The 26,979-nt window shown below is 71.8% G+C and carries 31 protein-coding genes; 19 read left to right on the top strand and 12 right to left on the bottom strand.

All coding sequences use genetic code 11. The features are described from left to right. The first annotated feature begins 144 nt into the window (after positions 1-144). The 7 genes from AB0M30_RS26795 (at position 145) to AB0M30_RS26765 (ending at position 7,427) form a co-directional block, all read left to right on the top strand. Entirely contained in the window at positions 145-1,842 is a 1,698-nt protein-coding gene (locus AB0M30_RS26795; RefSeq protein ID WP_364588727.1) for a sodium:solute symporter family protein, read from the top strand. A gap of 9 nt (positions 1,843-1,851) precedes the next feature. After that, the gene (locus tag AB0M30_RS26790; protein WP_364588724.1) at positions 1,852-2,136 is read left to right on the top strand and encodes a hypothetical protein; all 285 of its coding nucleotides are present in this window, start codon (positions 1,852-1,854) and stop codon (positions 2,134-2,136) included. A gap of 47 nt (positions 2,137-2,183) precedes the next feature. Next, positions 2,184-3,176, top strand: coding sequence for a DUF3558 domain-containing protein (locus AB0M30_RS26785; protein WP_364588721.1), 993 nt, complete (start codon positions 2,184-2,186; stop codon positions 3,174-3,176). Positions 3,177-3,243: 67 nt separating this feature from the next. Then, entirely contained in the window at positions 3,244-4,245 is a 1,002-nt protein-coding gene (gene dhaK, locus AB0M30_RS26780) for a dihydroxyacetone kinase subunit DhaK (protein ID WP_364588718.1), read from the top strand. Then, positions 4,245-4,874: a dihydroxyacetone kinase subunit DhaL gene (dhaL, locus tag AB0M30_RS26775; RefSeq protein WP_364588715.1), complete on the top strand. Its 630-nt coding sequence runs from the start codon at positions 4,245-4,247 to the stop codon at positions 4,872-4,874. Before dhaK ends, dhaL begins: the two co-directional genes overlap by 1 nt. Continuing rightward, entirely contained in the window at positions 4,871-5,542 is a 672-nt protein-coding gene (gene dhaM, locus AB0M30_RS26770) for a dihydroxyacetone kinase phosphoryl donor subunit DhaM (protein WP_364588712.1), read from the top strand. Before dhaL ends, dhaM begins: the two co-directional genes overlap by 4 nt. Before the next feature lie 118 nt (positions 5,543-5,660). Continuing rightward, entirely contained in the window at positions 5,661-7,427 is a 1,767-nt protein-coding gene (locus AB0M30_RS26765) for a 3-hydroxybutyryl-CoA dehydrogenase (protein ID WP_364588709.1), read from the top strand. Positions 7,428-7,639: 212 nt separating this feature from the next. Here AB0M30_RS26765 and tsaA read toward each other — a convergent pair whose 3' ends face one another. From tsaA to AB0M30_RS26750, 3 genes are read right to left on the bottom strand one after another with little or no spacing between them, the layout of a single operon-like run. After that, positions 7,640-8,050, bottom strand: a complete 411-nt coding sequence (tsaA, locus tag AB0M30_RS26760) for a tRNA (N6-threonylcarbamoyladenosine(37)-N6)-methyltransferase TrmO (RefSeq protein WP_364588706.1) — start codon at positions 8,048-8,050, stop codon at positions 7,640-7,642. Next, complete coding sequence (locus tag AB0M30_RS26755) at positions 8,047-8,472, bottom strand: nucleoside deaminase (RefSeq protein ID WP_093948181.1); 426 nt, start codon at positions 8,470-8,472, stop codon at positions 8,047-8,049. The genes tsaA and AB0M30_RS26755 overlap by 4 nt, the downstream gene beginning before the upstream one ends. Further along, complete coding sequence (locus tag AB0M30_RS26750) at positions 8,469-9,308, bottom strand: LLM class flavin-dependent oxidoreductase (RefSeq protein WP_364588703.1); 840 nt, start codon at positions 9,306-9,308, stop codon at positions 8,469-8,471. The genes AB0M30_RS26755 and AB0M30_RS26750 overlap by 4 nt, the downstream gene beginning before the upstream one ends. A 93-nt stretch (positions 9,309-9,401) precedes the next feature. On the opposite strand from AB0M30_RS26750, the gene AB0M30_RS26745 reads away from it, so the two are divergent. Beyond that, positions 9,402-9,866 (top strand): Lrp/AsnC family transcriptional regulator, encoded by a 465-nt coding sequence (locus AB0M30_RS26745; RefSeq protein WP_364588700.1) that lies wholly within the window; start codon positions 9,402-9,404, stop codon positions 9,864-9,866. Then, positions 9,850-10,374, top strand: coding sequence for an AAA family ATPase (locus AB0M30_RS26740; protein WP_364588697.1), 525 nt, complete (start codon positions 9,850-9,852; stop codon positions 10,372-10,374). The genes AB0M30_RS26745 and AB0M30_RS26740 overlap by 17 nt, the downstream gene beginning before the upstream one ends. Positions 10,375-10,376: 2 nt before the next feature. Here AB0M30_RS26740 and AB0M30_RS26735 read toward each other — a convergent pair whose 3' ends face one another. Continuing rightward, positions 10,377-10,853, bottom strand: coding sequence for an Lrp/AsnC family transcriptional regulator (locus tag AB0M30_RS26735; RefSeq protein WP_103344294.1), 477 nt, complete (start codon positions 10,851-10,853; stop codon positions 10,377-10,379). A gap of 58 nt (positions 10,854-10,911) precedes the next feature. Here AB0M30_RS26735 and AB0M30_RS26730 point away from each other — a divergent pair, with 58 nt between their 5' ends. After that, entirely contained in the window at positions 10,912-12,030 is a 1,119-nt protein-coding gene (locus AB0M30_RS26730) for a PLP-dependent transferase (protein WP_364588694.1), read from the top strand. A 6-nt stretch (positions 12,031-12,036) separates the two neighbouring features. On the opposite strand, the gene AB0M30_RS26725 is transcribed toward AB0M30_RS26730, so the two are convergent. Further along, complete coding sequence (locus AB0M30_RS26725) at positions 12,037-12,249, bottom strand: zinc ribbon domain-containing protein (RefSeq protein ID WP_103344296.1); 213 nt, start codon at positions 12,247-12,249, stop codon at positions 12,037-12,039. A 45-nt stretch (positions 12,250-12,294) separates the two neighbouring features. Here AB0M30_RS26725 and AB0M30_RS26720 point away from each other — a divergent pair, with 45 nt between their 5' ends. The 3 genes from AB0M30_RS26720 (at position 12,295) to AB0M30_RS26710 (ending at position 15,173) form a co-directional block, all read left to right on the top strand. Further along, the gene (locus AB0M30_RS26720) at positions 12,295-13,419 is read left to right on the top strand and encodes a nucleotide pyrophosphatase/phosphodiesterase family protein (protein ID WP_360173999.1); all 1,125 of its coding nucleotides are present in this window, start codon (positions 12,295-12,297) and stop codon (positions 13,417-13,419) included. Positions 13,420-13,519: 100 nt separating this feature from the next. Then, entirely contained in the window at positions 13,520-14,620 is a 1,101-nt protein-coding gene (locus AB0M30_RS26715) for an NAD/NADP octopine/nopaline dehydrogenase family protein (protein ID WP_364588691.1), read from the top strand. A 247-nt stretch (positions 14,621-14,867) separates the two neighbouring features. Then, complete coding sequence (locus AB0M30_RS26710) at positions 14,868-15,173, top strand: hypothetical protein (RefSeq protein WP_103344298.1); 306 nt, start codon at positions 14,868-14,870, stop codon at positions 15,171-15,173. A 34-nt stretch (positions 15,174-15,207) separates the two neighbouring features. Here the strand turns inward: AB0M30_RS26710 and AB0M30_RS26705 are convergent, their stop codons facing one another. Next, positions 15,208-15,747 carry a GNAT family N-acetyltransferase gene (locus AB0M30_RS26705; RefSeq protein WP_364588688.1) on the bottom strand — a complete coding sequence of 180 codons (540 nt, stop codon included), beginning with the start codon at positions 15,745-15,747 and terminating at the stop codon, positions 15,208-15,210. Here AB0M30_RS26705 and AB0M30_RS26700 point away from each other — a divergent pair. Further along, a complete protein-coding gene (locus AB0M30_RS26700; protein WP_364588685.1) occupies positions 15,746-16,513 on the top strand; it encodes an alpha/beta hydrolase in 768 nt (255 codons plus the stop codon). The genes AB0M30_RS26705 and AB0M30_RS26700 overlap by 2 nt on opposite strands. Here AB0M30_RS26700 and AB0M30_RS26695 read toward each other — a convergent pair. Beyond that, positions 16,495-17,316 carry an aminoglycoside phosphotransferase family protein gene (locus AB0M30_RS26695; protein WP_364588682.1) on the bottom strand — a complete coding sequence of 274 codons (822 nt, stop codon included), beginning with the start codon at positions 17,314-17,316 and terminating at the stop codon, positions 16,495-16,497. The two genes, AB0M30_RS26700 and AB0M30_RS26695, sit on opposite strands and share 19 nt — an antisense overlap. A 134-nt stretch (positions 17,317-17,450) precedes the next feature. Between AB0M30_RS26695 and ctaD the strand changes: the two genes are divergently transcribed. The 4 genes from ctaD to AB0M30_RS26675 all read left to right on the top strand — a co-directional run bounded on the left by ctaD (position 17,451) and on the right by AB0M30_RS26675 (position 21,781). Continuing rightward, the gene (ctaD, locus tag AB0M30_RS26690; protein ID WP_103344302.1) at positions 17,451-19,238 is read left to right on the top strand and encodes a cytochrome c oxidase subunit I; all 1,788 of its coding nucleotides are present in this window, start codon (positions 17,451-17,453) and stop codon (positions 19,236-19,238) included. A 116-nt stretch (positions 19,239-19,354) separates the two neighbouring features. Beyond that, positions 19,355-20,584, top strand: a complete 1,230-nt coding sequence (gene serB / locus AB0M30_RS26685) for a phosphoserine phosphatase SerB (RefSeq protein ID WP_103344303.1) — start codon at positions 19,355-19,357, stop codon at positions 20,582-20,584. After that, positions 20,581-21,360 (top strand): peptidyl-tRNA hydrolase, encoded by a 780-nt coding sequence (locus AB0M30_RS26680; RefSeq protein WP_364588678.1) that lies wholly within the window; start codon positions 20,581-20,583, stop codon positions 21,358-21,360. The genes serB and AB0M30_RS26680 overlap by 4 nt, the downstream gene beginning before the upstream one ends. Positions 21,361-21,376: 16 nt before the next feature. Beyond that, complete coding sequence (locus tag AB0M30_RS26675) at positions 21,377-21,781, top strand: OsmC family protein (RefSeq protein ID WP_364588675.1); 405 nt, start codon at positions 21,377-21,379, stop codon at positions 21,779-21,781. Here the strand turns inward: AB0M30_RS26675 and AB0M30_RS26670 are convergent. From AB0M30_RS26670 to AB0M30_RS26660, 3 genes are all read right to left on the bottom strand, one after another. Then, entirely contained in the window at positions 21,778-22,119 is a 342-nt protein-coding gene (locus AB0M30_RS26670; RefSeq protein ID WP_103344306.1) for a hypothetical protein, read from the bottom strand. The genes AB0M30_RS26675 and AB0M30_RS26670 overlap by 4 nt on opposite strands. A gap of 58 nt (positions 22,120-22,177) precedes the next feature. After that, on the bottom strand, positions 22,178-24,226 hold the full coding sequence (locus AB0M30_RS26665; RefSeq protein WP_364588672.1) for an ATP-dependent DNA helicase: 2,049 nt from the start codon (positions 24,224-24,226) through the stop codon (positions 22,178-22,180). Between the two features lie 104 nt (positions 24,227-24,330). Further along, positions 24,331-24,918 carry a biotin transporter BioY gene (locus tag AB0M30_RS26660; RefSeq protein WP_364588669.1) on the bottom strand — a complete coding sequence of 196 codons (588 nt, stop codon included), beginning with the start codon at positions 24,916-24,918 and terminating at the stop codon, positions 24,331-24,333. A gap of 211 nt (positions 24,919-25,129) precedes the next feature. On the opposite strand from AB0M30_RS26660, the gene AB0M30_RS26655 reads away from it, so the two are divergent. Further along, positions 25,130-25,747, top strand: a complete 618-nt coding sequence (locus AB0M30_RS26655) for a choice-of-anchor P family protein (protein WP_360179417.1) — start codon at positions 25,130-25,132, stop codon at positions 25,745-25,747. Position 25,748: 1 nt separating this feature from the next. Here AB0M30_RS26655 and AB0M30_RS26650 read toward each other — a convergent pair whose 3' ends face one another. Both AB0M30_RS26650 and AB0M30_RS26645 read right to left on the bottom strand, forming a co-directional pair. Beyond that, positions 25,749-26,393, bottom strand: a complete 645-nt coding sequence (locus AB0M30_RS26650) for a bifunctional 4-hydroxy-2-oxoglutarate aldolase/2-dehydro-3-deoxy-phosphogluconate aldolase (protein WP_364588666.1) — start codon at positions 26,391-26,393, stop codon at positions 25,749-25,751. Beyond that, a complete protein-coding gene (locus AB0M30_RS26645) occupies positions 26,390-26,968 on the bottom strand; it encodes an isochorismatase family protein (RefSeq protein ID WP_364588663.1) in 579 nt (192 codons plus the stop codon). The genes AB0M30_RS26650 and AB0M30_RS26645 overlap by 4 nt, the downstream gene beginning before the upstream one ends. Between the last annotated feature and the right edge of the window lie 11 nt (positions 26,969-26,979).

Raw genomic sequence — 26,979 nt, 5'->3', positions numbered from 1 at the left:
GGGGGAGGCGCGCCCTCCGGCCTTTGTGGACACGTCAGCGTGCCGACCCTGAATCCATGCAGTACTGTCGCGATCCGACAGGGTGCTGGTGATTCCTGTCGGTTGTTGTCCTGTTTGAATAAGGAACTGCCGGAGGTGGGTCGGGTGCTCGTCCTAGCCGATGCGAACCTGCGACTCGACGCGAGCGCGATCGACTACATCGAATTGGCGTTCTACTTCGTGCTCGTGCTCGGCATCGGGTACCTGGCGCGGCGGCAGGTGTCGAGCAGCCTCGACTTCTTCCTGTCGGGCCGCTCCCTGCCGGCCTGGGTCACCGGCCTGGCGTTCATCTCGGCGAACCTCGGCGCGGTCGAGGTCATGGGCATGTCGGCCAACGGCGCCCAGTACGGCCTGCCGACCGTCCACTACTTCTGGATCGGCGCCATCCCGGCGATGCTGTTCCTCGGCATCGTGATGATGCCCTTCTACTACGGCTCCAAGGTCCGCAGCGTCCCCGAGTTCATGCGGCGGCGCTTCGGCAAGCCGGCCCACCTGGTCAACGGCATCAGCTTCGCCGCGGCCCAGATCCTCATCGCGGGCGCGAACCTCTTCCTCCTGGCCAGCGTGGTCAACCTGCTGCTGGGCTGGCCGCTGTGGGTATCGATCATCGTCGCCGCCGCGATCGTGCTCTCCTACACCGCGCTCGGCGGCCTCTCCGCCGCCATCTACAACGAGGTCCTGCAGTTCTTCGTGATCGTCATCGCGCTGGTTCCGCTGACGATCATCGGCCTGGTCAAGGTCGGCGGCTGGCAGGGCCTGGTCGACAAGGTGACCAACAGCCCGGGCGGCACCGCGCAGCTGCACTCGTGGCCCGGTGACAACCTGACCGGCTTCGGCAACAGCCTGCTTTCGGTGCTGGGCATCGTCTTCGGCCTCGGGTTCGTGCTCTCCTTCGGCTATTGGACGACGAACTTCGTCGAGGTCCAGCGCGCGATGGCGTCGAAGAGCATGTCCGCCGCGCGGCGCACCCCGATCATCGGCGCGTTCCCGAAGATGTTCGTCCCGTTCATCGTGATCATCCCCGGCATGATCGCCGCGGTCACCGTGTCCGAGTACGTCAAGGACAAGCAGGTCCTGCTGGACGGCGGCACCGCGGAAAGCGGCGTCACGTTCAACAACGCGCTCCTGCTGCTGATGCGCGACCTGCTCCCGAACGGCATGCTCGGCATCGCCATCGCCGGCCTGCTCGCTTCGTTCATGGCCGGCATGGCGGCCAACCTGAGCTCGTTCAACACGGTCTTCACGTACGACATCTGGCAGACGTACGTGAAGAAGGACAAGCCGGACGGCTACTACCTGAACCTCGGCCGCATCGTGACGTCGGCCGGCACGATCCTCGCGATCGGCACCGCCTTCATCGCGTCGAACTCCGGCAACATCCTGAACTACCTGCAGGACTTGTTCTCCTTCTTCAACGCGCCGTTGTTCGCGACGTTCATCCTGGGCATGTTCTGGAAGCGGATGACCCCGCACGCCGGCTGGAGCGGCCTGGTGCTGGGCACGGCGTCCGCCATCACGATCTGGGGCCTGTCGCAGGCCGGGGTGATCGGCCTGGAGGGTCAGGGCACCAGCTTCGTGGCCGCCGGCGTCGCCTTCGTGGTCGACATCGTGGTGAGCGTCGTCGTCTCGCTGGCCACCAAGCCGAAGCCGGACGAGGAGCTGGTCGGCCTGGTCTACTCGCTGACGCCGAAGGAAACCCGCCAGCACGACTCGACAGGCGAGAACGCGGGCTGGTACCGCAAGCCGGGCCTGCTCGCCGGCATCGTGCTCGTCCTGACCATCGCCCTCAACATCCTCTTCTAGGAGGTCGGAATGGCTACCGAGTCGCAGCCGCGCGCACACAAGGCCGGCGCCTTCGACATCCGGCTGATCATCGCCCTGCTGATCGGCGTCTACGGCGTCATCCTCACCGTCATGGGCATCGGCTTCACTTCCGACGAGGAGATCAAGAAGGCCGCCGGCGTCAACATCAACCTGTGGGCCGGGATCGGCATGCTGGTGGTCGCCGCGCTGTTCGTCACCTGGGCCCTGGTCCGGCCGCTCGTCGTGCCGGCCGAGACCGAGACCAGCGACACACCGGCGGCGGCGGGCGAATAGCCGGGTTGTCCGGACAGCGGCGCGAGGGTGCGGCTACCGTGCTTCGCGTGCTCCCTGACGTTCGGCGCCGCCGTCTTCCGAAGCTGTTCCTGCTGGTCACCGCGCTCGCGCTGCCGCTGACGGCGTGCGGGCAGGACCTCGGCAAGTCCAACTTCGCCCGGACGACGGTGCCCGCGGCGGCCGGCTCCGGCCAGGTCGCCGACGGCCCGATCACCGACGCCGCTGTGGCGGCCGATGTGCTCCGCACGATCCAGCCGTGCCAGTTCCTGACGAAGGCCGCCCTCGGCGCCCGGGGCCTCGGCACGGTCGAGAACGACCCGTCGCCGTCGTCCATCGCCTTCGACACCTGCAGCAACAAGGTGAAGGACCCGGGCGGCAAGGAGATCCGGTTCGAGCTCGAGATCGGCAGCACGGTGGTGCCGCGGGCCGACAAGACCGCCGGGGTGGTCGGCGGGCTGCCGCTGCGCGTGAACAAGACCGGCGACACCGACTGCACCGTCGCGGCGATGACGGCGCTGAACCCGGACGTGGCGCTCGCGGTGTCGGTCACCTACGCCGGTGATCCCTGCCGTCCCGGGCAGGCGTTCGCCGACTCCGTCGTCCAGAAGCTGCACAACTCGCCGGAGAAGTACTCGACGCCCGCGGGCACGGTGCTGACCGCCGATCCGTGCGCGATGGCCGACACCGCGGCGGTGACCGCCGTCGTGACGGCGGCGAAGCCCGCGCCCTCGGGTCTGCACTCGTGCGAGTGGCGGGACCGGGGCCCGTCGGTGACGGTCGGGTTCCGGCCGGGCCTGCCGCCGCTCGTCGGCGACGGTTACTCCAAGGTGGACCTCGGCAACGGCGTGACCGGCTTCCAGAAGCAGGCGACCGGCGGTTCGGCCCGGTGCAAGGTCGAGTGGCAGCACCGGCCGTGGCAGGGCGACGACGTCGAACTGGCCCAGGTGGACTACCAGGGCTATGACGACAACGACAGCGATCCGTGCGGCAAGGCGGTGGCCGTCGCGAAGAACGTGGTCACCAAGCTCCCCCGCCCCTGATCTGGCGGCGCGCCGCGCGGAGAGGTAGGAAGGGGGCACCCCACCCGCCGATGTGCCGGAGGCTGCCGTGAAGAAGATCATAAACGACCCGGCGAACGTGGTCGCCGAGTCGCTGCGGGGGCTCGCCGCCGCGCACGCCGACATCCTCCGCGTCCAGTACGACCCGGACGTCGTGATCAGAGCCGACGCGCCGGTCGCGGGCAAGGTCGCCGTCATCTCCGGGGGCGGGTCCGGGCACGAACCGCTGCACGGCGGGTTCGTCGGCCAGGGCATGCTCGCCGCCGCGGTGCCCGGCGCGGTGTTCACCTCGCCGACGCCGGACGCGGTGCAGGCCGCGGTCACCGCGACCACCGGCGAAGCGGGCGCGCTGCTCATCGTGAAGAACTACACCGGCGACGTGCTGAACTTCGAGACGGCCGCCGAGCTCGCCGCCGCCGAGGGCCTCGAGGTGCGCAGCGTCGTGATCGACGACGACGTCGCGGTCAAGGACTCGACGTACACCGCGGGCCGCCGTGGGGTCGGCGGCACCGTGCTGCTGGAGAAGATCACCGGCGCCGCCGCCGAGCGCGGCGATTCGCTCGACGCCGTCACCGCGCTGGCGCAGAAGGTGATCGGCCAGGTCCGGTCGATCGGCGTCGCCCTCACCGCGCCGACCGTGCCGCACGCCGGCACCCCCAGCTTCGACCTCGACGACAACGAGATCGAGTTCGGCATCGGCATCCACGGCGAGCCCGGCCGCGAGCGGATTCCGGCCGAGCCGGCCGACGAGCTGGTGGCGCGGCTGGTCGAGGCGGTCGTTTCGGACCTGCCGTTCGCCTCCGGCGACCGCGTGCTGCTGTTCACCAACTCGATGGGCGGCACCCCGCTCGTCGAGCTCTACCTGGCCCACGGCATCGCCGAGCGGCTGCTGGCCGACCGTGGGATCGTGGTCGAACGTCGGCTGGTCGGCCCGTACATCACCAGCCTCGAGATGCAGGGGATGAGCCTGACGTTGCTCAAACTGGACGACGAACTGACCGAGCTCTGGGACGCCCCGGTCAACACCGCGGCCCTGCGGTGGGGGCTCTGATGGCCTGCACGGCCGAGGGGGTCGCGGCGGCCGTTCGCGCCGCCGCGGCGGTGGTCGCCGAGCACCGCGGGGAACTGATCGACCTCGACCGCGCCATCGGCGACGGCGACCACGGCGAGAACCTGAACCGCGGCTTCACGGCCGTCGTCGCGGCGCTCGATTCCGCCGTGCCCGACACCCCGGGCGGGGTGCTGAAGCTCGTCGCGACGACGCTGATCTCCAAGGTCGGCGGGGCCGCGGGCCCGTTGTACGGCACGGCTTTCCTGCGTGCCTCGGCCAAGCTGGGCCCGGCCGCCGAGCTCGACGTCCCGGCGCTGGTGGACGCGCTGCGCGCCGGCCTCGAAGGCGTCCAGGCCCGCGGCAAGGCCGTGGGCGGCGACGCGACCATGGTCGACGCCCTGATCCCCGCGGTCGCGGCCGCGGAGAAGGCGGCCGGGGACGGCGGGGACGTCGCCGCGGTGCTGACCGCGGCGGCCGACGCGGCCGACACCGGTGCCGAGTCCACAGTGGACCTGGTGCCGCGCAAGGGCCGGGCGTCCTACCTCGGCGAGCGCGCGGTCGGGCACCTCGACCCCGGCGCCCGGTCGTCGGCGCTGCTGCTCCGCGCGTTCGCGGAGGCCGCCCGGTGAGCGTGGGAATCGTGCTCGTGTCGCACAGTGCGAAGCTCGCCGAAGGCCTGGCCGAGCTGGCCGCCCAGATGGCGCCGGACGTCACCATCATTCCCGCCGGCGGCCTCTCCGACGGCTCGATCGGCACGGACTACGACGAGGTCGTCGCCGCCACCCAGCGCGCCGACTCCGGCGACGGCGTCGTGCTGCTCTACGACCTGGGCAGCGCGCAGATGACAGCCGAGCTCGCCGTCGAATCGCTGGCCGACCCCTCGGCCGCGATCGTCGCGGACGGCCCGCTGGTCGAGGGCGCGATCGCGGCGGCGGTCGCCGCGCAGGCGGGGCAGGGCAGCAAGGCGGTGGCCGAGGCCGCCGCGTCGGCCGGCCTCCCCGAGGACCTGGCGCCCGCCGAGGCTGCGGCCGACGCCGCCGAAATCGAGCTGCAGCTGCACAACGAGGTCGGGTTGCACGCCCGGCCCGCCGCGGTGCTCGTGCGCACGCTCAGCGCGTTCGACGCCGAGGTGATCGTGCGGCTCGGCGACCAGGAGGCCGACGGCCACAGCGTGCTGGCCCTGATGTCGCTCGGCGCGCGCCAGGGCGACCGGATCCGCGTGCGGGCGCGCGGGCCACAGGCGTCCGCCGCGCTGGAGAAGGCGAAAGAGCTGGTGGACGGCAATTTCGGCGAGTGAAGCCGGGCGCTCGGCCGGGTGACTTGAGCGGTACTGACTCGATTCCGTCTGGGCTTCCGGCGGTTCCGTGTGGGAGAGTCGGGGCAATTACCAGCGAGTAACATCTCTGGAGGCCTCGATGGCGCGGGACATCTCGACGGTCGGTGTGGTCGGCCTGGGCACCATGGGGGCCGGTATCGCCGAAGTGCTCGCGCGCAGCGGGCTCGACGTCGTCACGGTCGAGCTCGACGAAGCGGGTGTCGCGCGTGGCCGCGGCCACCTCGAGCACTCCACCGAACGGGCGCTCTCCGGCGGCAAGCTGGACGCGCCCGGGCGGGCGGCGCTGCTGGGCCGGATCCGGTACAGCACGTCGCTGTCGGATCTGTCCGAAGTGGACCTGGTGATCGAGGCGATCCCGGAGAGCCTCGAGCTGAAGGCCGAGGTCTTCGCCGAGCTGGACAAGATCACCCGGCCCGAGGTGGTCTTCGCGTCCAACACATCGTCGCTGTCGATCACCGAGATCAGCGTGCACACCGCGCGGCCCGGCAAGGTCGTCGGGATGCACTTCTTCAACCCGGCACCGGTGCTGAAGCTCGTCGAGATCGTCAAGACGGTGGTGACCGAGCCGGACGTGGTCGCCGAAGTGGTCGAGTTCGCCGAGCGGCTCGGCAAGGTGCCGGTGGTGATCGGCGACCGCGCCGGGTTCATCGCCAACGCGCTGCTGTTCGGCTACCTCAACCACGCGGTGCGGATGTACGAGCAGCGCTACGCCACCCGCGAGGACCTCGACGCGGCGATGCGCTTCGGCTGCGGCTACCCGATGGGCCCGCTCGCGCTGCTCGACCTGATCGGGCTGGACACCGCGAACGAAATCCTCGACACGATGTACCACCAGTCCCGCAACCGCCTGCACGCGCCCGCGCCGCTGCTCAAGCAGATGATCACGGCGGGTTTGCTGGGCCGCAAGACCGGCCGGGGCTTCTACACCTACGACGCCCCCGACTCGCCCAACGTGGTCTCCTCCGGTGTCGTGTCCACGGTGGACGGTGTGCCGCCGCGCCCGGTGGCGCGGGTCGGCGTGGTCGGCACCGGCACGATGGCGACCGGCATCGCGGAGGTGTTCGCCAAGCGCGGCCTCGACGTCGTGCTGCGCGCCCGGAGCCTGGAGAAGGCGCAGGCGTCGGTGGCTCGCGTCAAGAAGTCGCTCGACAAGGCCGTGGTCAAGGGCAAACTGTCCGAAGAGGACGCCGCGTCGGCGCTGGCCCGGATCACCCCGGTGACCGACTTCGAGGCCCTGGCCGACGTCGACCTGGTCGTCGAGGCGGTGGCGGAGGAGTTGCCGGTCAAGCAGGCGGTGTTCGCGGCGCTGGACGAAGTGGTCCGCCCCGGCGCGGTCCTGGCGACGACGACGTCATCGCTGCCGGTGATCGAGTGCGCCGCCTCGACGTCCCGGCCGTCCGACGTGGTCGGCCTCCACTTCTTCAACCCGGCCCCGGTGATGAAGCTGGTCGAGGTGGTGTCGACGATCGCGACGGCCCCGGACGTGGTGGCCACAGCGAGCGCGATCTGCGCGACGGTGGGCAAGCACGCGGTGCACTGCGGCGACCGCGCGGGTTTCATCGTCAACGCGTTGCTGTTCCCGTACCTCAACGACGCGGTGAAGATGCTGGAAGCCCACTACGCGGCCGCGGACGACATCGACACGGCCATGAAGGTCGGCTGCGGCCTGCCGATGGGCCCGTTCGAGCTCCTGGACGTCGTCGGGCTGGACGTGTCGCTGGCGATCCAGCGCACGCTGTACAACGAGTTCCGCGAGGAGGGTTTCGCGCCGGCGCCGCTGCTGGAGCACCTCGTGACCGCCGGGCGGCTGGGCCGGAAGACCGGGAAGGGCTTCAAGGACTACTGATCAGTGAACGTGGCGCTGAGGTCGAAAGCCGGCCCGATGGTGACGGCCGGGGCGTCCGGTGCAGGCCAGATCCAGGCCGACCCACAGAGCGCCGGCCAAAGCCGCGCCCGCCAGACCCGCGAAGAGCAAGCGCCAGGGGTTCGTCTTGGTGCGCAACGGTGGCAGGGGCTGCGGTGGCCGTTACCCCGTTGCCCGGATCGTGATCGGCCGGGTCAGCGCTCGGCCACCTCGCCGAGGACCGGTTTCACGTCGAGCACCGGGGTGCCGTCGACGGCTTCCGAGCCCGTGACCGTGAGCGTGTCGCCGTCGACCGCCGTGACCGTGACCGTGTGGAGGCCGATCGGGTTCGGGCGGTCCGGGGAGCGCGTCGAGAACACGCCGGTGCTCGGGCGGTCGCGGTCGCCGCGGGGGTGGACCGCCTGGACGTCGCGGTCCGCCTCGTGCAGCCACGTCAGGAGGACCAGGCGGTCGCCCGGCCGGAGGTCGGCCGCCGCCGGGGTGAACTCCGGGGCGAACACCACCCGGGACGGTGGCGCGCCCTCGTCGCCCTGCTTCGGGGCCGTCGAACGGTCCGTCAGGGTCGACTCGATGCGCGCCACCGGGCGCACCTGGTAACTCGTCACCGGTAGTAGCCCTCCACCGGCACCCGGGCCTCGTCGAACAGTGCCGGGCCCTCCAGCTCGTACCCCCAGGTGACCGGCGGGCGCAGCGTGAGGAACTGCTCCGTCGACAACGCGTAGACGACGCGGCCGAGCCCGGACCGTTCGATCGCGCCGGTGCACATCCCGCACGGCTGCGTGCTGGTGAACATCGTCGTGGCCGCCGCGGTTTCCGGGTCCAGGTTCTGCGCCGCCCAGCGGGCCAGCTTCAGTTCCGGGTGGGCCGTGATGTCGTTGTCGGTCAGCGAGGTGTTGCGGTCCTCGGCCAGGATCTTGCCGTCGGCGTCGGCCAGCAGGGAGCCGAACGGCGGGTTGCCGTGTTCTTCGCGCGCCTCGCGGGCGAGCTCGATCGCCCGCCGCAGCAAGGCTTCTTCGGTGTCCTTCACAGGTTCTCCCTCCAGGACGCGGCCACCGCCGCGAGGTCTCGCCACGCCACCTCCGGGCGCAGCGTTTCGGCCGGGTCCGCGTCGAACGGGTCGAGCACGACGGTGTCCGCCCCCAGCGCCCGCAACTGCGCCAGATCGTCGATGACCTGCTCGAGCGTGCCTTCTCCGGCTCGCCGCTCCGGCCCGGTCACCGGCGCCGCCGTCACACGCAACAGGATCCGCGGCGCGAACGCGGGCAGCGGCCGGTCGCCGGCCAGCTTTTCCAGGCGCCCCAGTGCTTCCCGGAACCCGGCCATCGTCAGCCGCAGCGGGTGCCACGCGTCGCCGAGCTCCACCGCCCGGCGCAGCCCGGCGTCGCTGTGCCCGCCCAGCCACAGCGGGATCGGGTCCACGCGGTAGTCGTCGCGCTCGGCCCACGCCGCGCGGATCGTCCGCAGGTACTCGCTGGTGAGCTTGCCCCGCCGCTCGAACGGCACGCCCAGCGCGTCGAACTCCTGCTTCGCCCAGCCGATCCCGGCACCCAGCACGAGCCGGCCGCCGCTCAGCTCACTGAGGTTCGCCGCCATCCGCGCCACCAGCAGCGGATGCCGGTACGGCACCACCAGCACGGTGGTGCCCAGCCGGACCCGCTGCGTGACCCCGGCCAGCCAGGACAACGTCGTGAACGGCTCGTAGAACGGCGCCGGGTACTGCCCGGCGACGTCCGGCGTGATGGCGACGTGGTCGGACACCATCAGCAGGTCGTAGCCCAGCCCCTCCACCGTCTGCGCCCAGGCACGCAGGACGCCCGGGTCCGTGCCGGGCCCGAAATTAGGGACGTTCACGCCGATCTTCACCGCAAAAGGCTATCGGCGGACGAGCCCGGACCGGAAGGGATCGCTCACGGCGTTCGGCCCGTTCCGCCGTGGATCCCACGGTATGTTCGGCGGATGACCGAGAGTCTCGATCCGACGGACTGGGCCATCCTGGCCGAGCTCCAGCGCGACGCCCGGCTGCCCCTCACCGAGCTCGGCCGCCGGGTGAACCTGAGCGCGTCCGCGGCGACCGAACGGCTCCGGCGGCTCGAGACCGCCGGCGTGATCAGCGGCTACCGCGCGGAAATCGACCTCGCCAAGGTCGGCTACCCGGTGCTCGCCGTGGTCCGGCTCAAGTACCCCGGCAGCCGGCACGAGCCGCTGCGCAAGCTGCTCGGCGAACGCTCCGAGATCCTCGAATGCCTGCGCACCACCGGCGACGACTGCTACACGCTCAAGATCGCCGCGGCCTCCATGGCCCACCTCGAGCAGACGGTGGACGAGCTGGCCCAGTTCGGCAGCACGACCACGAACCTCGTCTACAGCCAGCCGCAGCCCTACCGCGGCCCGCGGGAGCCCGCCCGTGACCTCGGTGCCTGACCGCATCGTCGTGGTCGGCGTGACGGGCTCGGGCAAGTCGACGCTCGCGGCCCGGATCGCCGAGCGGACCGGCCTGCCCTACCACGCCGCGGACGACATCGCCTGGCAGCCGGGCTGGGTCGGCACCCCCGACGAGGAACAGCGCCGCCGGATCGCCGAGGTGTGCGCGCAGGACCACTGGGTCCTCGACGCCGCCTACAGCAAGTGGCAGGACCTCGTCCTGCCCCGCACCCAGCTGATCGTCGGCCTCGACTACCCGCGCTGGCTTTCGCTGGGCCGCCTGGTGCGCCGGACACTGGTGCGGGCGGTGACGCGCGAGCGGATCTGCAACGGGAACGTCGAGTCGGTGCGCCAGATGTTCTCCGCCGACTCGATCATCCGCTGGCACTTCCGGTCGTTCGCGAACAAGCGGGCCCGCATCCGCGCGTGGGCCGCCGAGTCGCCCGGCCCGGTCGTCGTCCGGCTGACGTCGCCGCGCGAGACCCGCCGCTGGCTCGAGACTCTCTGAGCTCAGGCGCCCGGCGGCAGCAGCGGACCGCCGCTCCAGTGCTGGAACACCAGGTTGGTGTGGACGCGGGCGACCTCGTCCCGCGCGGTCAGCTCGTCGAGGACCAGCCGCTGCAGCTCCCCGGCGGAGCTGGTCGCGACGTGCGCGAGGAAGTCGTCCGGCCCGGTCAGGTGGTAGACCGCCCGCACCTCCGGCAGGGAGAGCAGGTGCTCGATGAACGGGTCCACCAGCGGCCGCCGGTGCGGGCGGACCTGGACGAACAGGAACGCCTCCAGCGGCCGCCCGAGCTTCGCCGCGTCGACCGACGCGTGCTGGCCGGTGATCACGCCGGTGTCCCGCAGCCGGGCCACCCGGTCCAGGCACGTCGACGGCGCGATGCCGACCGCGGCCGCCAGGTCCTTGTTGGTGATCCGGGCATCGTTCTGCACCAGACGTAGAATTTCGAGATCGACCGGACTCAGTTCGACAGAAGCGGACATCGCCGAATGATATCCGAGAGTGTTGCTCCTGGTCCGGTGAAAGCTCGACCATGCTCGCATGACTTCCTCGCTGCGCACGCGGGCCGTCCACGCCGGCCGTGACGACCTCACGGACCTCGGCGTGCACGCCGCTCCGCTCGACCTGTCCACGACCTACCCGTCCCGCGACAGTGCCGCCGAAGCCGCCCGGATCGACGCCTTCGCCGCCGGCGCCGAACTCGATGGCCCGCCGATCTACGGCCGGGTGGGCAACCCGACCGTCGAACGGTTCGAGCGCGCGCTCGCCGAGCTCGAAGGCTTCGACCACGGCGTCGCGTTCGCCAGCGGCATGGCCGCCGTCTCGGCTTGCCTGCTTTCCGCGGTGGCGCAAGGGAAGCGGCACGTCGTCGCCGTGCGCCCGCTGTACGGCTGCAGCGACCACCTGCTCCAGTCCGGGCTGCTCGGCACGGAGGTCACCTGGGCCGCACCCGGCGCCGTCGCCGCCGCGCTGCGGCCGGACACCGGGCTGGTTTTCGTCGAGACGCCGGCGAACCCGACCTTGGCCGAGGCGGACATCGCCGAGCTGGCCCGTGCCTGTGGCGAGGTGCCCCTCCTGGTGGACAACACGTTCGCCACCCCGGTCCTGCAGCGGCCCGGCCTGCACGGCGCCCGGATGGTGCTGCACAGCGCGACGAAGTTCCTCGGCGGCCACGGCGACGTGATGGGCGGGATCGTCGCCTGCGACGCGGCGGATGCCGCGCGGCTGCGCCAGATCCGCTTCGCGACCGGCGGCGTGCTGCACCCGCTCGCCGGATACCTGTTGCTGCGCGGGCTTTCCACGCTGCCGCTGCGCGTCAACGCCGCGTCCGCGACCGCGGCGACGCTGGCGTCACGGCTCGGCGAGCACCCGGCCGTGACCGCCGTCCACTACCCGCGGATCGGCGGCCCGCTGGTGGCGTTCGAGGTCGGTGGCGACCCGCACGCCCTGATCGGGGCGGTCCGGCTGATCACGCCGGCGGTCAGCCTCGGCAGCGTCGACACGCTGATCCAGCACCCGGGCTCGATCAGCCACCGGATCGTCGACGAGGGCGATCGGCACGGTGCCGGTGTGTCCGACCAGCTGATCCGGATGTCTGTCGGCCTCGAGGACGTCGAGGATCTGTGGGCCGATCTGGAGCAGGCGCTGAAGGCCGGCTGAGCCCGGTCAGCCGCAGCAGCCGCCACCACAGCAGCCGCCACCGCCACCGGCCGGGGCCGCGGAACCGCTCGCGGCCCCGGTGAGGGCGACCGTGGTGAGCAGCTTGACGGTGTCGGCGTGGCCCTCCGGGCAGGTCGCCGGCGCGCCGGATTCGCTCATCGGGCGCAGGAGCTCGAACGTCTCGGTGCACTCGCGGCAGCGGTAGGCGTAGGTCGGCATGCCGTGATTATCGCCGGAGGCACCCGGGGATGGGAAGCTGGGCGCGTGCAGCCGCCCTCGCTCGCCGACGTCCCGCACCTCGGCCAGGTCGTCCCGTCCCTGCTCGCCGCGCTCGGGGTGCCCGGCTGCGGGAACGTCCTCGCGTTGCCGGAGGCACGCAGCGCCGGCGTGCTGCTCGTCGACGGGCTCGGCTGGGAGCTGCTCGCCGAGCACGCCGCGGACGCCCCGGTGCTGACCGAGCTCGCCCGCGAGTCGCTGCGCGTGGGCTTCCCGTCGACGACGGCCGCCGGGGTCGCCGCGATCGGCACCGGGCTCGCGTCGGGCGAACACGGGATGGTCGGCTACACGTTCGAGATGCCCGGCACCGGCGTGCTCAACGCGTTGCGCTGGTGCAGCCACGAAGACGGCAGCGATCTGCGTGGCGCCCTCCCGCCCCGCGAGGTGCAGCCGCTGCCGACGACGTTCGAGCGGGCCGCCGCGGCGGGCATCGACGCGGCCGTGGTGTCCTCGGCCCAGTTCCGCGACACGGCCTTGACGCTGGCCACCCAGAGCGGGGCGCAGTACGCCGGGGTCCACGCGCTGGGCGACCTCGCCGCGCGGACGTTGTCGGTGCTGGACGGGCGCGCGTTCTGCTACGCCTACCACAGCGAACTCGACTTGCTGGGGCACGTCTACGGCCCCGGCTCGACCGCCTGGCGCATGCAGCTGCGCCAGATCGACCGGCTCGTCGAGTCCCTTGTGGACGGTCTGCCCTCCGGTGCGCTGCTCGCCGTGGTGGCCGACCACGGGATGGTGACCGTCGAGGACAAGCTCGACCTCGAAGACGCCCCGGAGCTGCTGGCCGGCGTCCGGACGTTCGGAGGCGAGGTTCGCGCGCGGCACGTCTACACCGAGCCGGGCGCGGCCGCGGACGTCCTCGCGGCCTGGCGGGAGGTGCTGGGCGAGCGGGCCTGGGTGCGCTCGCGCGAGGAGGCGGTGGCCGAGGGCTGGTTCGGGCACACGGTGAGCGACCGGGTGCTGCCGCGCATCGGCGACGTCGTCGCCGCGGCCCGGGACCGGTTCGGGATGGTCCGGGGGCTCGCGGAGGCCGTGGAGACGTCGCTGATCGGGCAGCACGGGTCGCTGACCACGGCCGAGCAGCTGGTGCCGCTGGCGTTGGCCCAGGGGTAGGCCGTACCCCGGCGGACGACACGTTCGTCTTGCGCGGGGAACTTTCCGCTTCCCGGTGCCGACCTGTCCACTGCGTACCGGACTGACGGGAGTGGGCGGAATGAGCGTGCTGGACGGGATCGGGGTCGTCGGGGCGGGCGGCGAGGGACGGGCCGTGGCCGCCTACCTCGCCGCGCGGGGGCTGCCCGTGCACCTCTGCACGCGGGATCTCGAGGCCGTCGGGGAGATCGCGCGCCGCCGGGAGATCGTCGCGCACGGGGTGCTCGACGGGCGGTTCCCGCTCCGGGAGGTGACCGCGGACCCGGCCGGGCTGGGTGCGCGGGCCGTCGTGCTGGTCGCCACCGTGACCACCGCCTACCCGGAGGTCGCCGCCGGGCTCGCGCCGCACCTGCGTCCGGGGCAGGTGGTGGTGCTGTTCTCCGGCAAGCTCTGCGGGAGCGTCGAGTTCGCCCACGCGCTCGCCGCCGCCGGGGCGCCCGACGTCGACGTCGTCGAGACCGACGCGCTGTTCGCCGCACGGCCGTCCGGGACCGACGGCGTGACCGTGCTCGGCGCCAAGGGCTGGAACCTGATCTCCGGCAGCACCGAGGCCGCCGTCGGCCGGCGCGCCGGGCTGCTGTGCGAGTGGTTCCCGATGCTGGAGGTCGCGCGCAACCCGGTGGAACGTGGCCTGCACGACTTCGGCGCGGTCGCGCACGTGCCGATCGCGCTGGCCAACCTCGGCACCATCGACCGTGCGGAGGAACTGCTCTTCTACGTCGACGGCGTCTCGGCGCGGACGATCGCCCTGCTCGAACGCACCGAGGCCGAGTTCGCCGCCGTCGCGGCCGCCTACGGCGCCCGGCTGCTGCCCATGACCGAGGTCCTCGACCGCTACTACGGCTGCCCGGCCACGACGTTGCTCGACGCGCTGCGGACGGTGAAGCCGTACCGGACGATCGCCGCGCCGACCAGCCTCGACCACCGGTTCCTCACCGAGGACATCCGCTCCACCTTGGTGCCGCTGCAGGCACTCGCGCGGTGCGCGGGCGTCGCCACGCCGATGGTCGACGCGGCGATCACGATCATGTCCGTGCTCGGCGGCGAGGACTTCCGCCGGACCGGCCGCACCCTCCGCCGCCTCGGCTGGGACGGCCTCGCCCACGACGCGATCCTGGACCGGCTGGGCGCCGGGGGCCGGGTGGGGGACCGCGCGGCCTGAGTACCGGCGGGTCTCCCGTGTTCGGGCGGGTATCACGTGTGCCCGGAGAGGCACCTGGTGTGACTGGGCGGGCATCACCCGTGTCTGGAGGGGCATCACGTGTGATTGGAGGGTCATCACACGTGATTGGAGGGTCGACTCGCGTGATTGGGGGGTCGACTCGCGTGCCGGGAGGGTCGGGTGGCGTGCCTGGAGGGTCGGATCGGGTGCGGGCCGGGGCGAGTGGGGTGGCGGTTAACGTTGGGGTGTGCCACGACGCAACCGTCCCGGCCGCCGTTCGGACGGTGGGCCGCCCGAGCGGGACCTCGGTGCCGCCACCGGGTGGGCGCGGGCCGAGTCCGGGACGGACGGGGACTGGCTCGTGCGGACCGTGCCCGGGAGCCAGGCCACCAAGTTCTACCGCTGTCCCGGCTGTGACCACGAGATCCGGCCGGGGACGCCGCACCTGGTCGTCTGGCCCGCCGACGAGACCGGATCCGTCGCCGACCGGCGGCACTGGCACCGGGCCTGCTGGGAAGCGCGGGCCCGGCGGCGGCCGCACCGCCGCTGGTGACTTCGCTCTGGAGTTGTCAAACACCACCCGGCGGTCAGCGCCGGTAGTGCCGGGACATCGCGCCGTCGTACATCTCCTCCGTGTACTCCGTGAAGCCCAGCCTCTCGGCCACCCGCAGCGACGGCTTGTTCGCGATGCTCACGCTGGCCAGCACCGGCACGGACGGCAGCTCGCGGGCGCACCACTCCAGGACCGCCTGCCCCGCCTCCACCGCGTAGCCCTTCCCCCACGCCGACGGCCGGAACCGGTAGCCGAGGTTCAGGACCTTCGCGCCGTGGAACTCGCGCAGCCGCACGCCGCACATGCCGATCACCTCGGTGCCGCCGCGTTCGAGGACCGCGGGGTAGCCGAACCCGTGCTCGGCCCAGTGCGCCAGCCACCCCGAGAACATCTCGGACGCCTCCGTGACCCCCGGCGGTGCGGGGTTGAAGCGGTTGGTCCGGGGGTCGGTGTGGATGTCGACCATCGCCTGCCGGTCCGCCTCGTGGAGCGGACGCAGCAGGAGCCGGTCGGTTTCGATGTCGGTGAACACATCGGCGAAGCTAGCGAGGGGGTCCGACAAAATGACGCGCATGACCGAACTGCCGCTGGTCCTCCTCCACGCCTTTCCCCTGGATTCCCGCATGTGGAACGCGGTGCGCGAGCCCCTCGCTTCACACCTTCGGGTGATCACCCCGGATCAGCGCGGGCTCGGCCGCTCGCCGCTGCCGGAGTCCGATCGCGAACCGAGCCTCGAGGACGCCGCGCGGGACGTCGTCGCCCTGCTCGACCGGCTGGACCTCGACCGCGTCGTGCTCGGCGGCTGCTCGATGGGCGGCTACCTCGCGATGGCCGTGCTGCGGCTCGCGCCGGAGCGCGTCGGCGGGCTCGTGCTGATCGACACCAAGGCCGCACCCGACACCCCCGAGGCCGCCCAGACCCGGCTGGACGTCGCGGATCGCGTCGAGCGCGAAGGCATCGGGAACTGGCTGGCCGAGGCCAACCTGCCCAACCTGCTGGCCGCGTCGACGCGGGAAAAGCGTCCCGAGCTCGTCGAGACGGTCCGGGAGATCATCGAATCCCAGCCGCCCGCCGGCATCGCGTGGACGGCGCTCGCGCTGCGGACCCGGCCGGACTCGCTCGATCTGCTGCGGGAGTCCGGCGTGCCCGCGCTGGTCATCGTGGGGGAGGAGGACCGGATCACCCCGGTGGCCGCGGCGAGCGCGATCGTCGAGGTGATGGACGGCGCGACGCTCGTGGTGCTCCCGGAGTCCGGTCACCTGACTCCGCTCGAAGACCCCGCGGGCGTGGTCGAGGCGATCCTGTCCTGGTACCCCGCGACTCACGAAGAAGCGAAGTAGGCGGCCAGCGCGGAGCGGGCTTCGGGAAGCCGGTGCGGGAACCGCCGGGCGATCACGAAGCGCCACGCCACGGCGAAGAGTTCCCGCAACCGCGTGTACGCGCGGAGGGCCTCGCCGGACACCGAGCCGGGGTAGGCGGCCAGGTGTTCCGGGCCGCCTTGCCGCGCCAGGATGCCGAGGTCCCAGGCGAGCGGCCCGAGCCAAGTGTCCTCGAAGTCCAGCCAGCACGGCCCGGCCGCCGTCGCGATCAGGTTCCCGGGGTGCGCGTCGCCGTGCAGCGGCTGGACCGCGCCGCCCGGCAGCGTGGCTTCGATCCGCGCGGCTTCCGCCCGCAAGCGGGGGTCGAGGTCGTGCCGGGCGAAGAGCCGCTCCAGGTCGTCGAGCGGCCCGCGGCGGGGCAGCTCGCCCGGATATTCGCGCAGGGCCGCGTGCACGTCGGCGAGGGAGCGCGCGACGACGTCCGGGGCGTACCGGTGCTCCGGATCGTGCGGGGTGTGGTGCCAGAGCGTGACCGGCAGCCCGTCCGCGAAATGCGGTCCGGCCGGGGGATCCGCGGTGGGTGAGACGACGAGCACACCACGGTCCGTGAGGAACCTCGAGAGCGCGACGTCCCGGGCCAGCCAGGCCGCCGGTTCCGGGCGGAGCAGGCGGGTCGTGGCGGGCACCCTGGCCACCAGCGGACCCAGCCTCACCAGCACGTTCGAGCGTTCGTGGAGCACTTCGGGATCGTGGGCGGGCAAGCCGAGGCGAGCGGTCACCGCGCGGGCCGCGAGCACCGCCGCACGGGTGTAGTCGTCGGCCACACACCGATCTTGCCAGCCGGTGCGCGCGACTGTCGGTAGCGAGGGCTACGATCCCCCTAAGCCGCCGGATCGGGTCCCGCCCGACCCTGTGGCGCGACGATGACCACCACAAGGTTTCAGTGTTGGAGGCAGGAGTGACGGCCGTAGCCCCCAAGCCGATCGCCACGCGCCCGTACCCCGCGCGCGAGTCGGTTAAGGGTTCGTACCTGCTGCGGTTGTTCCGCACGACGGACCACAAGCAGATCGGGATCATGTACCTGGTCACGTCGTTCGCCTTCTTCATGGCGGGCGGCGCGATGGCCATGCTGATCCGCACCGAGCTGGCGCGGCCCGGACAGCAGTTCCTCTCGCAGGAGCAGTACAACCAGCTGTTCACCATGCACGGCACGGTGATGCTGCTGCTGTACGCGACCCCGATCCTCTTCGGCTTCGCGAACTTCGTGCTGCCGCTGCAGATCGGCTCGCCGGACGTCGCCTTCCCGCGGCTGAACGCGTTCTCGTACTGGCTGTACCTCTTCGGCGGCCTGATCGTGCTGTCCGGCTTCCTGACCCCGGGTGGCGCCGCCGACTTCGGCTGGTTCGCCTACACCCCGCTGTCGGACGCCATCCACTCGCCGGGCGTCGGCGCGGACCTGTGGATCTCCGGCCTGGTGGTCTCCGGTCTCGGCACCATCCTCGGCGCGGTCAACATGATCACCACCGTGGTCTGCCTGCGCGCGCCGGGCATGACGATGTACCGGATGCCGATCTTCACCTGGAACATCCTGGTCACGAGCATCCTGATCCTGCTCGCCTTCCCGATCCTGACCGCGGCCCTGATGGGCCTGCTGGCGGACCGGCACCTCGGGGCGCACGTGTTCGACCCCGAAAACGGCGGCGTGATCCTCTGGCAGCACCTGTTCTGGTTCTTCGGCCATCCCGAGGTGTACATCGTCGCGCTGCCGTTCTTCGGCATCGTGTCGGAGATCTTCCCGGTGTTCAGCCGCAAGCCGCTGTTCGGCTACAAGAGCCTGGTCTGGGCGACGCTGGCCATCGCGGCGCTGTCGGTCGCGGTGTGGGCGCACCACATGTACGCCACCGGCGCCGTGCTGCTGCCGTTCTTCTCCTTCATGACGTTCCTGATCGCCGTCCCGACCGGCATCAAGTTCTTCAACTGGATCGGCACGATGTGGAAGGGCCAGCTGTCCTTCGAGACGCCGATGATCTTCTCGATGGGCTTCATCGTCACGTTCCTCTTCGGCGGCCTGACCGGCATCCTGCTGGCCGCGCCGGCGATCGACTTCCACGTGTCGGACAGCTACTTCGTCGTCGCGCACTTCCACTACGTGCTCTACGGCACGATCGTGTTCGCCACCTTCGCCGGCATCTACTTCTGGTTCCCGAAGATCACCGGCCGGATGATGGACGAGAAGCTTGGCAAGTGGCACTTCTGGACCACGTTCATCGGCTTCCACGGCACCTTCCTGGTCCAGCACTGGCTGGGTGCCGAGGGCATGCCGCGCCGGTACGCGGACTACCTGACCAGTGACGGCTTCACCACGCTGAACACGATCTCCACGATCGGTGCGTACATCCTCGGTGCCTCGACGCTGCCGTTCATCTGGAACGTCTTCAAGAGCTACCGGTACGGCGAGATCGTCACGGTGGACGACCCGTGGGGCTACGGCAACTCGCTCGAGTGGGCGACCTCCTGCCCGCCGCCGCGGCACAACTTCACCGAGCTGCCCCGGATCCGCTCCGAGCGGCCCGCGTTCGAGCTGCACTACCCGCACATGATCGAGCGCATCCACAACGAGGGTGAGATCGGCTTCTTCGGGAAGCAGAAGGTCAACAGCCACGCGGCGCCGTCGCAGGTGCTCACCGAAGCGGTGATCCCGGGAGACCACTCCAAGGACAACGCGAGCGAGCAAGGCGACAAGTAACCCCCTGATCGAGTGAGCGCGTGCCCGGCTGATGTGAAGCCGGGCACGCGCTCTACTTATGTCCGAGCCCGGACCGGCAGACTGACGGTGCAGCGTTGCCGAACGAGGGATGACCAGTGACCCAGACCCCCGTCCTGATCACGACGACCGGCCCCGACAAACCGGGTGTCTCGTCCGTGCTGTTCGCCGTGCTGACCCGGCACGACGTCGACGTGCTCGACGTCGAGCAGGTGGTCATCCGCGGGCAGCTCGTGCTCGGCGTGCTCGCCGGGGTCTACCGCGACCCGGAGGGCCTGCAGGAGACGGTCGAGCAGGCGATGGCGTCCGTCGGCATGAACGTCGACGTGAAGATCGGCAGCGCGATCGGTGACGACCCGTTCGCACTCGGCCGCCGCGACTCCTCCCACGTGCTGGTCGTCCTGGGCCGCCCGGTCACCGCGCGGGGCTTCTCGGAGGTCGCGCGCCGGCTGGCCGCGCTGGGCGCCAACATCGACGCGATCCGCAGCGTCGCCGACTACCCGGTGACCGGGCTCGAGCTGTACGTCTCGGCCGACGAGGACACTCCGGAAGCCGATGCCGCGCTGCGCTCGGAACTCGCCGACGCCGCTGTCGAGGCCGGCGTCGACATCGCCGTGGAGCGAGCCGGCATCATGCGCCGGGCCAAGCGGCTCGTCGTGTTCGACGTGGACTCGACCCTGATCCAGGGCGAGGTCATCGAGATGCTGGGCGCGCACGCCGGGGTCGAGCCGGAGATCCGCGAGATCACCGAAGCGGCCATGCGCGGCGAGCTGAACTTCACCGAGTCGCTGGAACGGCGGGTCGCACTGCTGGCCGGCCTGCCGGCGACGGCGATCGACCAGGTCGCCGCGTCGATCGAGCTGACCCCGGGCGCCCGCACCACGATCCGGACGCTCAAGCGGATGGGCTTCCGCACCGGCGTCGTTTCGGGCGGCTTCACCCAGGTCATCGACGGTCTCGTGGAGGAACTGGGACTCGACTTCGCGGTGGCGAACGAGCTCGAGATCGTCGACGGCAAGCTCACCGGGAAGGTCATCGGTGACGTCGTCGATCGCGCGGGCAAGGCGAAGGTGCTTCGCCGCTTCGCCGCCGAGTACGACATCCCGCTCGAGCAGTGCGTCGCCGTCGGGGACGGCGCGAACGACATCGACATGCTCTCGGCCGCGGGCATGGGCGTCGCGTTCAACGCGAAGCCGGCGCTGCGCGAGGTGGCCGACACCGCGCTGTCGCACCCGTACCTCGACGCCGTGCTGTTCGTGCTCGGCCTCACCCGCGGCGAGGTCGAAGCGGCCGACGCCGCCGACGGGTTCGAGCTGATGCGTCCGTGAGCAGCGTTCTCGACCCCCTGGGCGCCCGCTACGCCTTCTGGTTGGGGCTCCCGGCCGAAGACACGTCGGACACCTCCGACGAGCTCCCCGAGGAAGTCCGCGCGATGCCGGTCATCCTCCGCATCGAACGGGCCGAGCCGCCGGGCCGCACGCCGCTGCTGGAGGCGGCGGCCGCGGCGGCGCTGGCGGTGTGCCTCGACGAGCGCGCCCAGCCCGGCGGCGAGTGGGCCGAGCCGGTGCACGCCTGGCTCGACAACCGGATCCGGAAGGTCGCGCGGCGGGCGCGGGGCGCGCACTGGGCGGCCGTCCAGGAGCTGCCGGGCATCACCGTCGAGGTCGACGGCGCCGAGGCGCGGGCGCTCGTGCCGGGGCTGGTCACCGAGACGCCCAAGGAAGTCGCGCGGCTGCAGATCTCCGGCAGCGAACTGCCGCCGGACGAGCCGGGCCCGCTCCCGGACGGTGTCCCGCTGCTGCTGCTCAACCCGCACGTGCCGATGACCGTCGGCAAGGGCGCCGCCCAGGTCGGCCACGCGACGATGCTCCTCGCCGCGTTGCTGGGCGACGCGGAGCGGGCCGCCTGGGCCGATCGGGGCTTCCGGGTCGCCGTGCGCACGGCGAGCCCCGTGCGGTGGAAGGAACTGCACCCCGGTGACGACCCGGAAGGCGCGTGGCGGCGCGACCGCGTCATCGCCGTGCGGGACGCCGGGTTCACCGAGGTCGACCCGGGCACGATCACGGTGCTCGCCCAATGGGCGCCGGAACAAGCGTCCCCCTGAGCCGGTTGGAGCGGGCATGGGACTCGAAGTACAGCGCGACGGGCAGCACGCGTTCGTGGGGCGCAACGACCGGGGTGCCGAGGTCCGGATCGGCCGGAAAGACGCCGAGGGAGCGTTCTCGCCCGCCGAACTGCTGCAGATCGCGGCGGCGGGCTGCAGCGCGGTGACCGCGGAAGAGCTGATCACGCGGCGGATCGGCGAAGAGGCGAAGTTCCGCGTCGCCGTGAGCGCCGATCGGCGTGAAGGCGCTTCGGAGCTGGACGCCGTGCACGTCGCTTTCGACGTCGACGTGTCGACATTGGCGGCGGATCAGCGGGAGGCGCTGGCCGGCGCCGTGGACCGGGCGATCGACCGGCTCTGCACGGTGAGCCGCACGCTCAAGAAGGGAATCCCGGTGACGGAGACGTTCCCGCAGAACTAGTTCTGGCTGGATTCCCAGACGACGTAGGCCTGGTCGGCGTCGGTCGTCATGGCCTCGATGAACTTCTCGTTGTCGAAGCCCGGCAGGGCCTGCAGGCGCTCGATGAGCGCGTCGGCCGCCGGGTCGCCGCTGGGGACCGCGGTGCCCTTGCCGTCGGTGCCCACCAGCATGAAGAACACGTCTTCGTTCCAAGGGCCGTCAGGGATGACCCTGACCATCACCGACGACAGGTCGGACCACGTGACGGCCTCTTCGCTGCCGTCCGCGAGCCGCCGCCGCACTCCGGTGTCGTCGACGCTGACGGTCCGGGACTGGGCGCTGGACGAATCCTGGGTCAACCGGTGCTCCCTTGTTGCTTCGGTTGCTTCACCGTACCGGGCGGTGCTGTGGAGCGCGTCACGCGGGCGCGGCTGCGTCCAGCCGGCGCAGTGCTTCCCGCACCACCTTCGGGTCCATCGTCGGCCAGAACGGCGGCAGCGACGCGCGCAGGAAGCCGCCGTAGCGGGCGTTCGCCAGCCGCGAATCGAGCACCGCCACCACGCCGCGGTCGGTGACCGACCGGTGCAGCCGCCCGGTGCCCTGCGCCAGCAGCAGCGCCGCGTGGGTGGCCGCCACGGTGAGGAACCCGTTGCCGCCGCGCGCTTCCACCGCGCGTTGCCGTGCCGAGGACACCGGGTCGTCCGGGCGCGGAAACGGGATCCGGTCGACCACCACGAGCTGCAGTGACGGACCGGGGACGTCCACGCCCTGCCACAGGCTCAGCGTGCCGAACAGGCACGTGCGGACGTCTTCGGAGAACTTCTGGACCAGCAGCGACGTCGCGTCGTCGCCCTGGCACAGGATCGGGAAGTCCAGCCGTTCCCGCATCTCCTCGGTGGCCTGCTTGGCCGCCCGCATCGAGGAAAACAGGCCCAGCGTGCGCCCGCCCGCCGCCTCGATCAGCTCGGCCAGTTCGTCCATTGTGGACGACATGAGGCCGTCGCGGCCCGGTGGCGGCAGGTGCTTGGCGAGGTACAGGATGCCGTTGCGCCGGTGGTCGAACGGCGAGCCGACGTCCAGGCCGGTCCACTTCGGGCCCGAGTCGTCCGACGGCGCTTCCTTCTCCGTCGCGGCGCCGGGCGCCTGTTCGACCCGGGCGGCGCCGGGCGGGAGACCCCACTGGCGGGCCATGGTGTCGAACGTGCCGCCCAGCGTCAACGTCGCCGACGTCAGGATCGTCGTGTGCTGGTTGAACACCCGCTCCCGCAGCAGGCCGGCGACGCCCAGCGGCGCCACCTTCAGCGCCGGTGGCCGCGGGTTCGACGAGTACTTGTCGCCGGAGAGCCAGACGACGTCGCGCTGGTGCGCCTGGTCCTCGTCGAAGGCTTCCAGCAGCCGGACCGCGGTGTCGTGCACCTCGTCGAGCAGCGACCGCGCCAGCTTGCGCGCCGTGGCCCCCTCGACGTCCTCCTTGCGGTCGGAACCCAGCGCCGTGATGCACCGGTGCGCGGCGTCGCGGACCGCCGGGATCGCGCCCTTCAAAGGCCGCGGCAGCTCGTCCATCCGGCCCGCGGGCAGGTCGTCGACGATCAGGGCCAGCCCGTCACCCGCTTCCAGCAGGCCGTCGGCGACGTCGGCGTCGATCAGCTTGCCGCAGCGCCGCGCGGCCGCCGCGCACATCGCGCTGGTCAGCTCGCCGGTGGCGACCGAAGTGACCCGGTCGACCAGGTCGTGGGCCTCGTCGATGATGACCACGTCGTGGTCGGGCAGGACCTGGTAGCCCTGCAGCGCGTCGATCGCCAGCAGCGCGTGGTTGGTGACGATGACGTCGGCGCGGCCGGCCTCGGCGCGGGCCTTCTCGGCGAAGCAGTCCGTGCCGATCGGACAGCGCGAAGCGCCGAGACATTCCTTCGCCGTCACGGAAACCTGGCGCCACGCCTGGTCGGTGACGCCGGGGACGAGCTCGTCGCGGTCGCCGGTTTCGGTGTCCGACGCCCACTCCCGCAGCCGCGTGACCTCCTTGCCCAGCCGGGACACCGCGAACGGGTCGAACAGCTGGGCGTCCTCCGGCTCGTCCGGCGCGCCGGAATCCAGCCGGTGCAGGCACATGTAGTTGCGGCGGCCCTTGAGGATCGCGAAGGTCGGCTCGCGGCCGAGCGGCTTCTTCAGCGCCTTCGCCAGGCGCGGGAGGTCACGGTCGACGAGCTGGCGCTGCAGCGCGATCGTGGCCGTGGAGACCACGACCGTGGCCTCCTTCTCGACGGCGTGCCGGATCGCGGGCACGAGGTAGGCCAGTGACTTGCCGGTGCCGGTGCCGGCCTGCACGGCCAGGTGCTCACCGGTGCGGATGGCGCGGCCGACGGCGTCGGCCATCTGCACCTGCCCTGGGCGTTCGGCACCGCCTACGGACTCCACCGCGTGGGTGAGGAGTTCGAGGACGCCGGGGAAATCGGTTCGGGCGGGCACAGCGACACACATTAGCCGCCACCACCGACAGAGATCGGTGCTCCGTCGCGAACGGGCCACTCGCGTCGCGGGACCTCCCGCGGGGGAAGGTCCCGCGGCGGGCGTCAGTCCTGGTTGCGGCCGGAGACCAGCTTCCAGGTCAGCGGCAGCAGGCCGGCGGCGACGACGATCTTGATCGCGTCCCCGATCAGGAACGGCGTGACGCCCTTGGCGAACGCGGTCGACAGGTCGAACCCGGTCGACGCCATCAGCCACGGCACACCGAAGGCGTAGATCACCAGGTTGCCGAGCACCATGGTGCCCGCGGTGCGCACCGGCGTCCGGTCGCCGCCGCGGCCGGCGAGCGCGCCGACCAGCGCGCCGGCGAAGACGAACCCGACGATGTAGCCGGCGCTCGCGCCCGACAGGCCCGAGGTGCCGTGCTGGAACCACGGCACACCCACCGCGCCGACCAGCAGGTACACCAGCATCGAGGCGGCCCCGCGCGACATGCCGAGCGACGCGCCGACGAGCAGCGCGGCGAACGTCTGGCCGGTCATCGGCACCGGACTGCCCGGCACCGGGATCGTCAGCTGCGCGGCGGCGCCGGTGAGCACGGCACCGCCGGCGACCAGGGCGATGTCCCGCACGAGCGAGCCGGGGACGAGGTCGGCGAGCACGGGCCGCTTGCCGGCGAAGGACAGCGAAGACACGAAACCTCCCGAGGTGAACAAGGCGACAACCGAGGTTAACGCTCGTTACCGTCCCGTGGACCCGCCGAGTTGCGTTCCTCACCGGCCACTCGTCCGGGTGGACCCGATCAGGGCGGGCGCCGGACCGGCCGATGACGAAGGGCAGAGCTGCGAACTGTCACGCCAACCGCGGAGGCCGGACATGCGAAACCCCAGGAAGCGGACATTTCGGTTGCTGGCCGTGACGACGCTGGCCGCTCCGCTCCTCGGCGCGGCGGCCCCCGTGACGTCCACCGGATGGGCGTCGTCCGGCTCGGTCGACGTGACGATCGACAACGAGCAGGTCGTCACCGGTGAACTGGCGAAGTGCACCGTCGACGGTCCCTACCAGGGCTGGACGCAAGGCGGCGCCACGGGCGACATCGCGGTGTTCGGCGCCGGTAACACCGGCTGCGGGCGAGCCGGCGAGGCGGCGATCGCCCAGGCGGCCGGGCGCCGCTTCCGGGCGACCGTGCTGCAGCGCTACGGCGGCCCGGAACTCACCGTCCGCACCTTCTCCGCGAAGTGCGCGACGACGGCCACCGGTAGCCAGGGCGAGGTGGCGGTCGGCGCCGTCGAAGGGGTCACCGTGCCGGAGGAGATCCCGCCGAACTACCGGATCGTCATCCCCGGCGGCGCCGCCGGCACCGCGCTGGCGACGGTCGTGCTCAACGAGACCGTGACGCCCCAGCCGCCGGACGGCAGCCTGGTGACGCACGCGGTGCACATCAAGCTGTTCCCGCAGGGCGGCCCGGCGAGCGGCGACATCTACCTGGGGACGGCCGCCTGCGACCCCTTCGGCAAGAAGTAGCTCAGGCCGTCCCGAAGCGCGCGGCCGCCGCGACGAATTCGCCCGCCCGCGTGGCCAGGTCGGGCAGGCTGCCGCCGGAGGACAGCGCGTCGCCCAGCAACGGCGTCGCCGCGGCGACCGCGATCGCGCCCGAGCGCAGGTAGCCCTCGACGTCGGCCAGGTGGACGCCGCCGGTGGGCACCAGCGGGACGTCGGGCAGCGGCGCCCGCACCGCCCGCAGGTACGCGACCCCGCCCACGGCCGCGATCGGGAACACCTTCACCGCGGCCGCGCCGAGCCGCCAGGCCTGGTCGATCTCCGTCGGCGTCAGCGCGCCGCAGATCACGGGGGTGTCCAGGGCGGCGGCACGCTCGAGGACCGCCGGGTTGACCGTCGGCGTGATCAGGTACGCGGCACCCGCGTCCACCGCGATGTCCACATCGGACGCTTCGCGGACGCTGCCCGCGCCGATCAGCGCGGCTTCGCCCAGCGCCAGGCGCAGCGCGGTGATGGCCGCGGGCGCACCCGGCGTCGTCAGCGTCGCTTCGAGCAGGCGGACGCCTGCCGCGTGCAGCACCATCGCGGCGTCGGCGAACCGCGACGCGTCGCCGGCGCGCAGGATCGCGACGAGCCGGTGTTCCGCCAGCGCCGCCTGCAGGTCCTTCACGCGGCCGGGCCGACGGCGGCGGTGCCGGTGTAGGTGACACCCGCCTCGTCGAAGTCCTTCAGCGTCGCGTCGACGGTCGGCTGCGAGCCGCCGACGGTCATGTCCAGCAGCACCCGCACGCCGAAGCCGGCCTTCGCGGCGTCCAGCGCCGTCGCGCGGACGCAGAAGTCCGTCGCGATGCCGACGACGTCGACGTCGGTCACGTCGTGCTCGCGCAGCCAGGCCTCCAGGGACTTCCCGTCGCGGGCCGCCCCCTCGAAGCCGGAGTACGCGGCGCTGTACTCGCCCTTGGAGAACACCTCGCCGATCGGGACGACGTCGAGCGCGGCGTGGAACGACGCGCCCGCCGTGCCGGCGACGCAGTGCACCGGCCAGCTGTCCTTGAAGTCCGGCGTCTCGCTGAAGTGGTCGCCCGGGTCGATGTGGTTGTCGCGGGTGGCCACGACGTGGCTGTACCCGCCTTCGGCGGCCTGCTTCGAAATGGCGGCGGCCGCGGCGGCCCCGCCCGGCAGGCCGAGCGAACCCCCTTCGCAGAAGTCGTTCTGCACGTCCACCACGATCAGCGCGGTTCCCATGGCCGGACTCC

Source organism: Amycolatopsis sp. NPDC051716, assembly GCF_040681595.1.
In the GTDB taxonomy this organism is placed as follows: domain Bacteria; phylum Actinomycetota; class Actinomycetes; order Mycobacteriales; family Pseudonocardiaceae; genus Amycolatopsis.
This window is presented reverse-complemented; position numbering and strand designations above follow the sequence as displayed.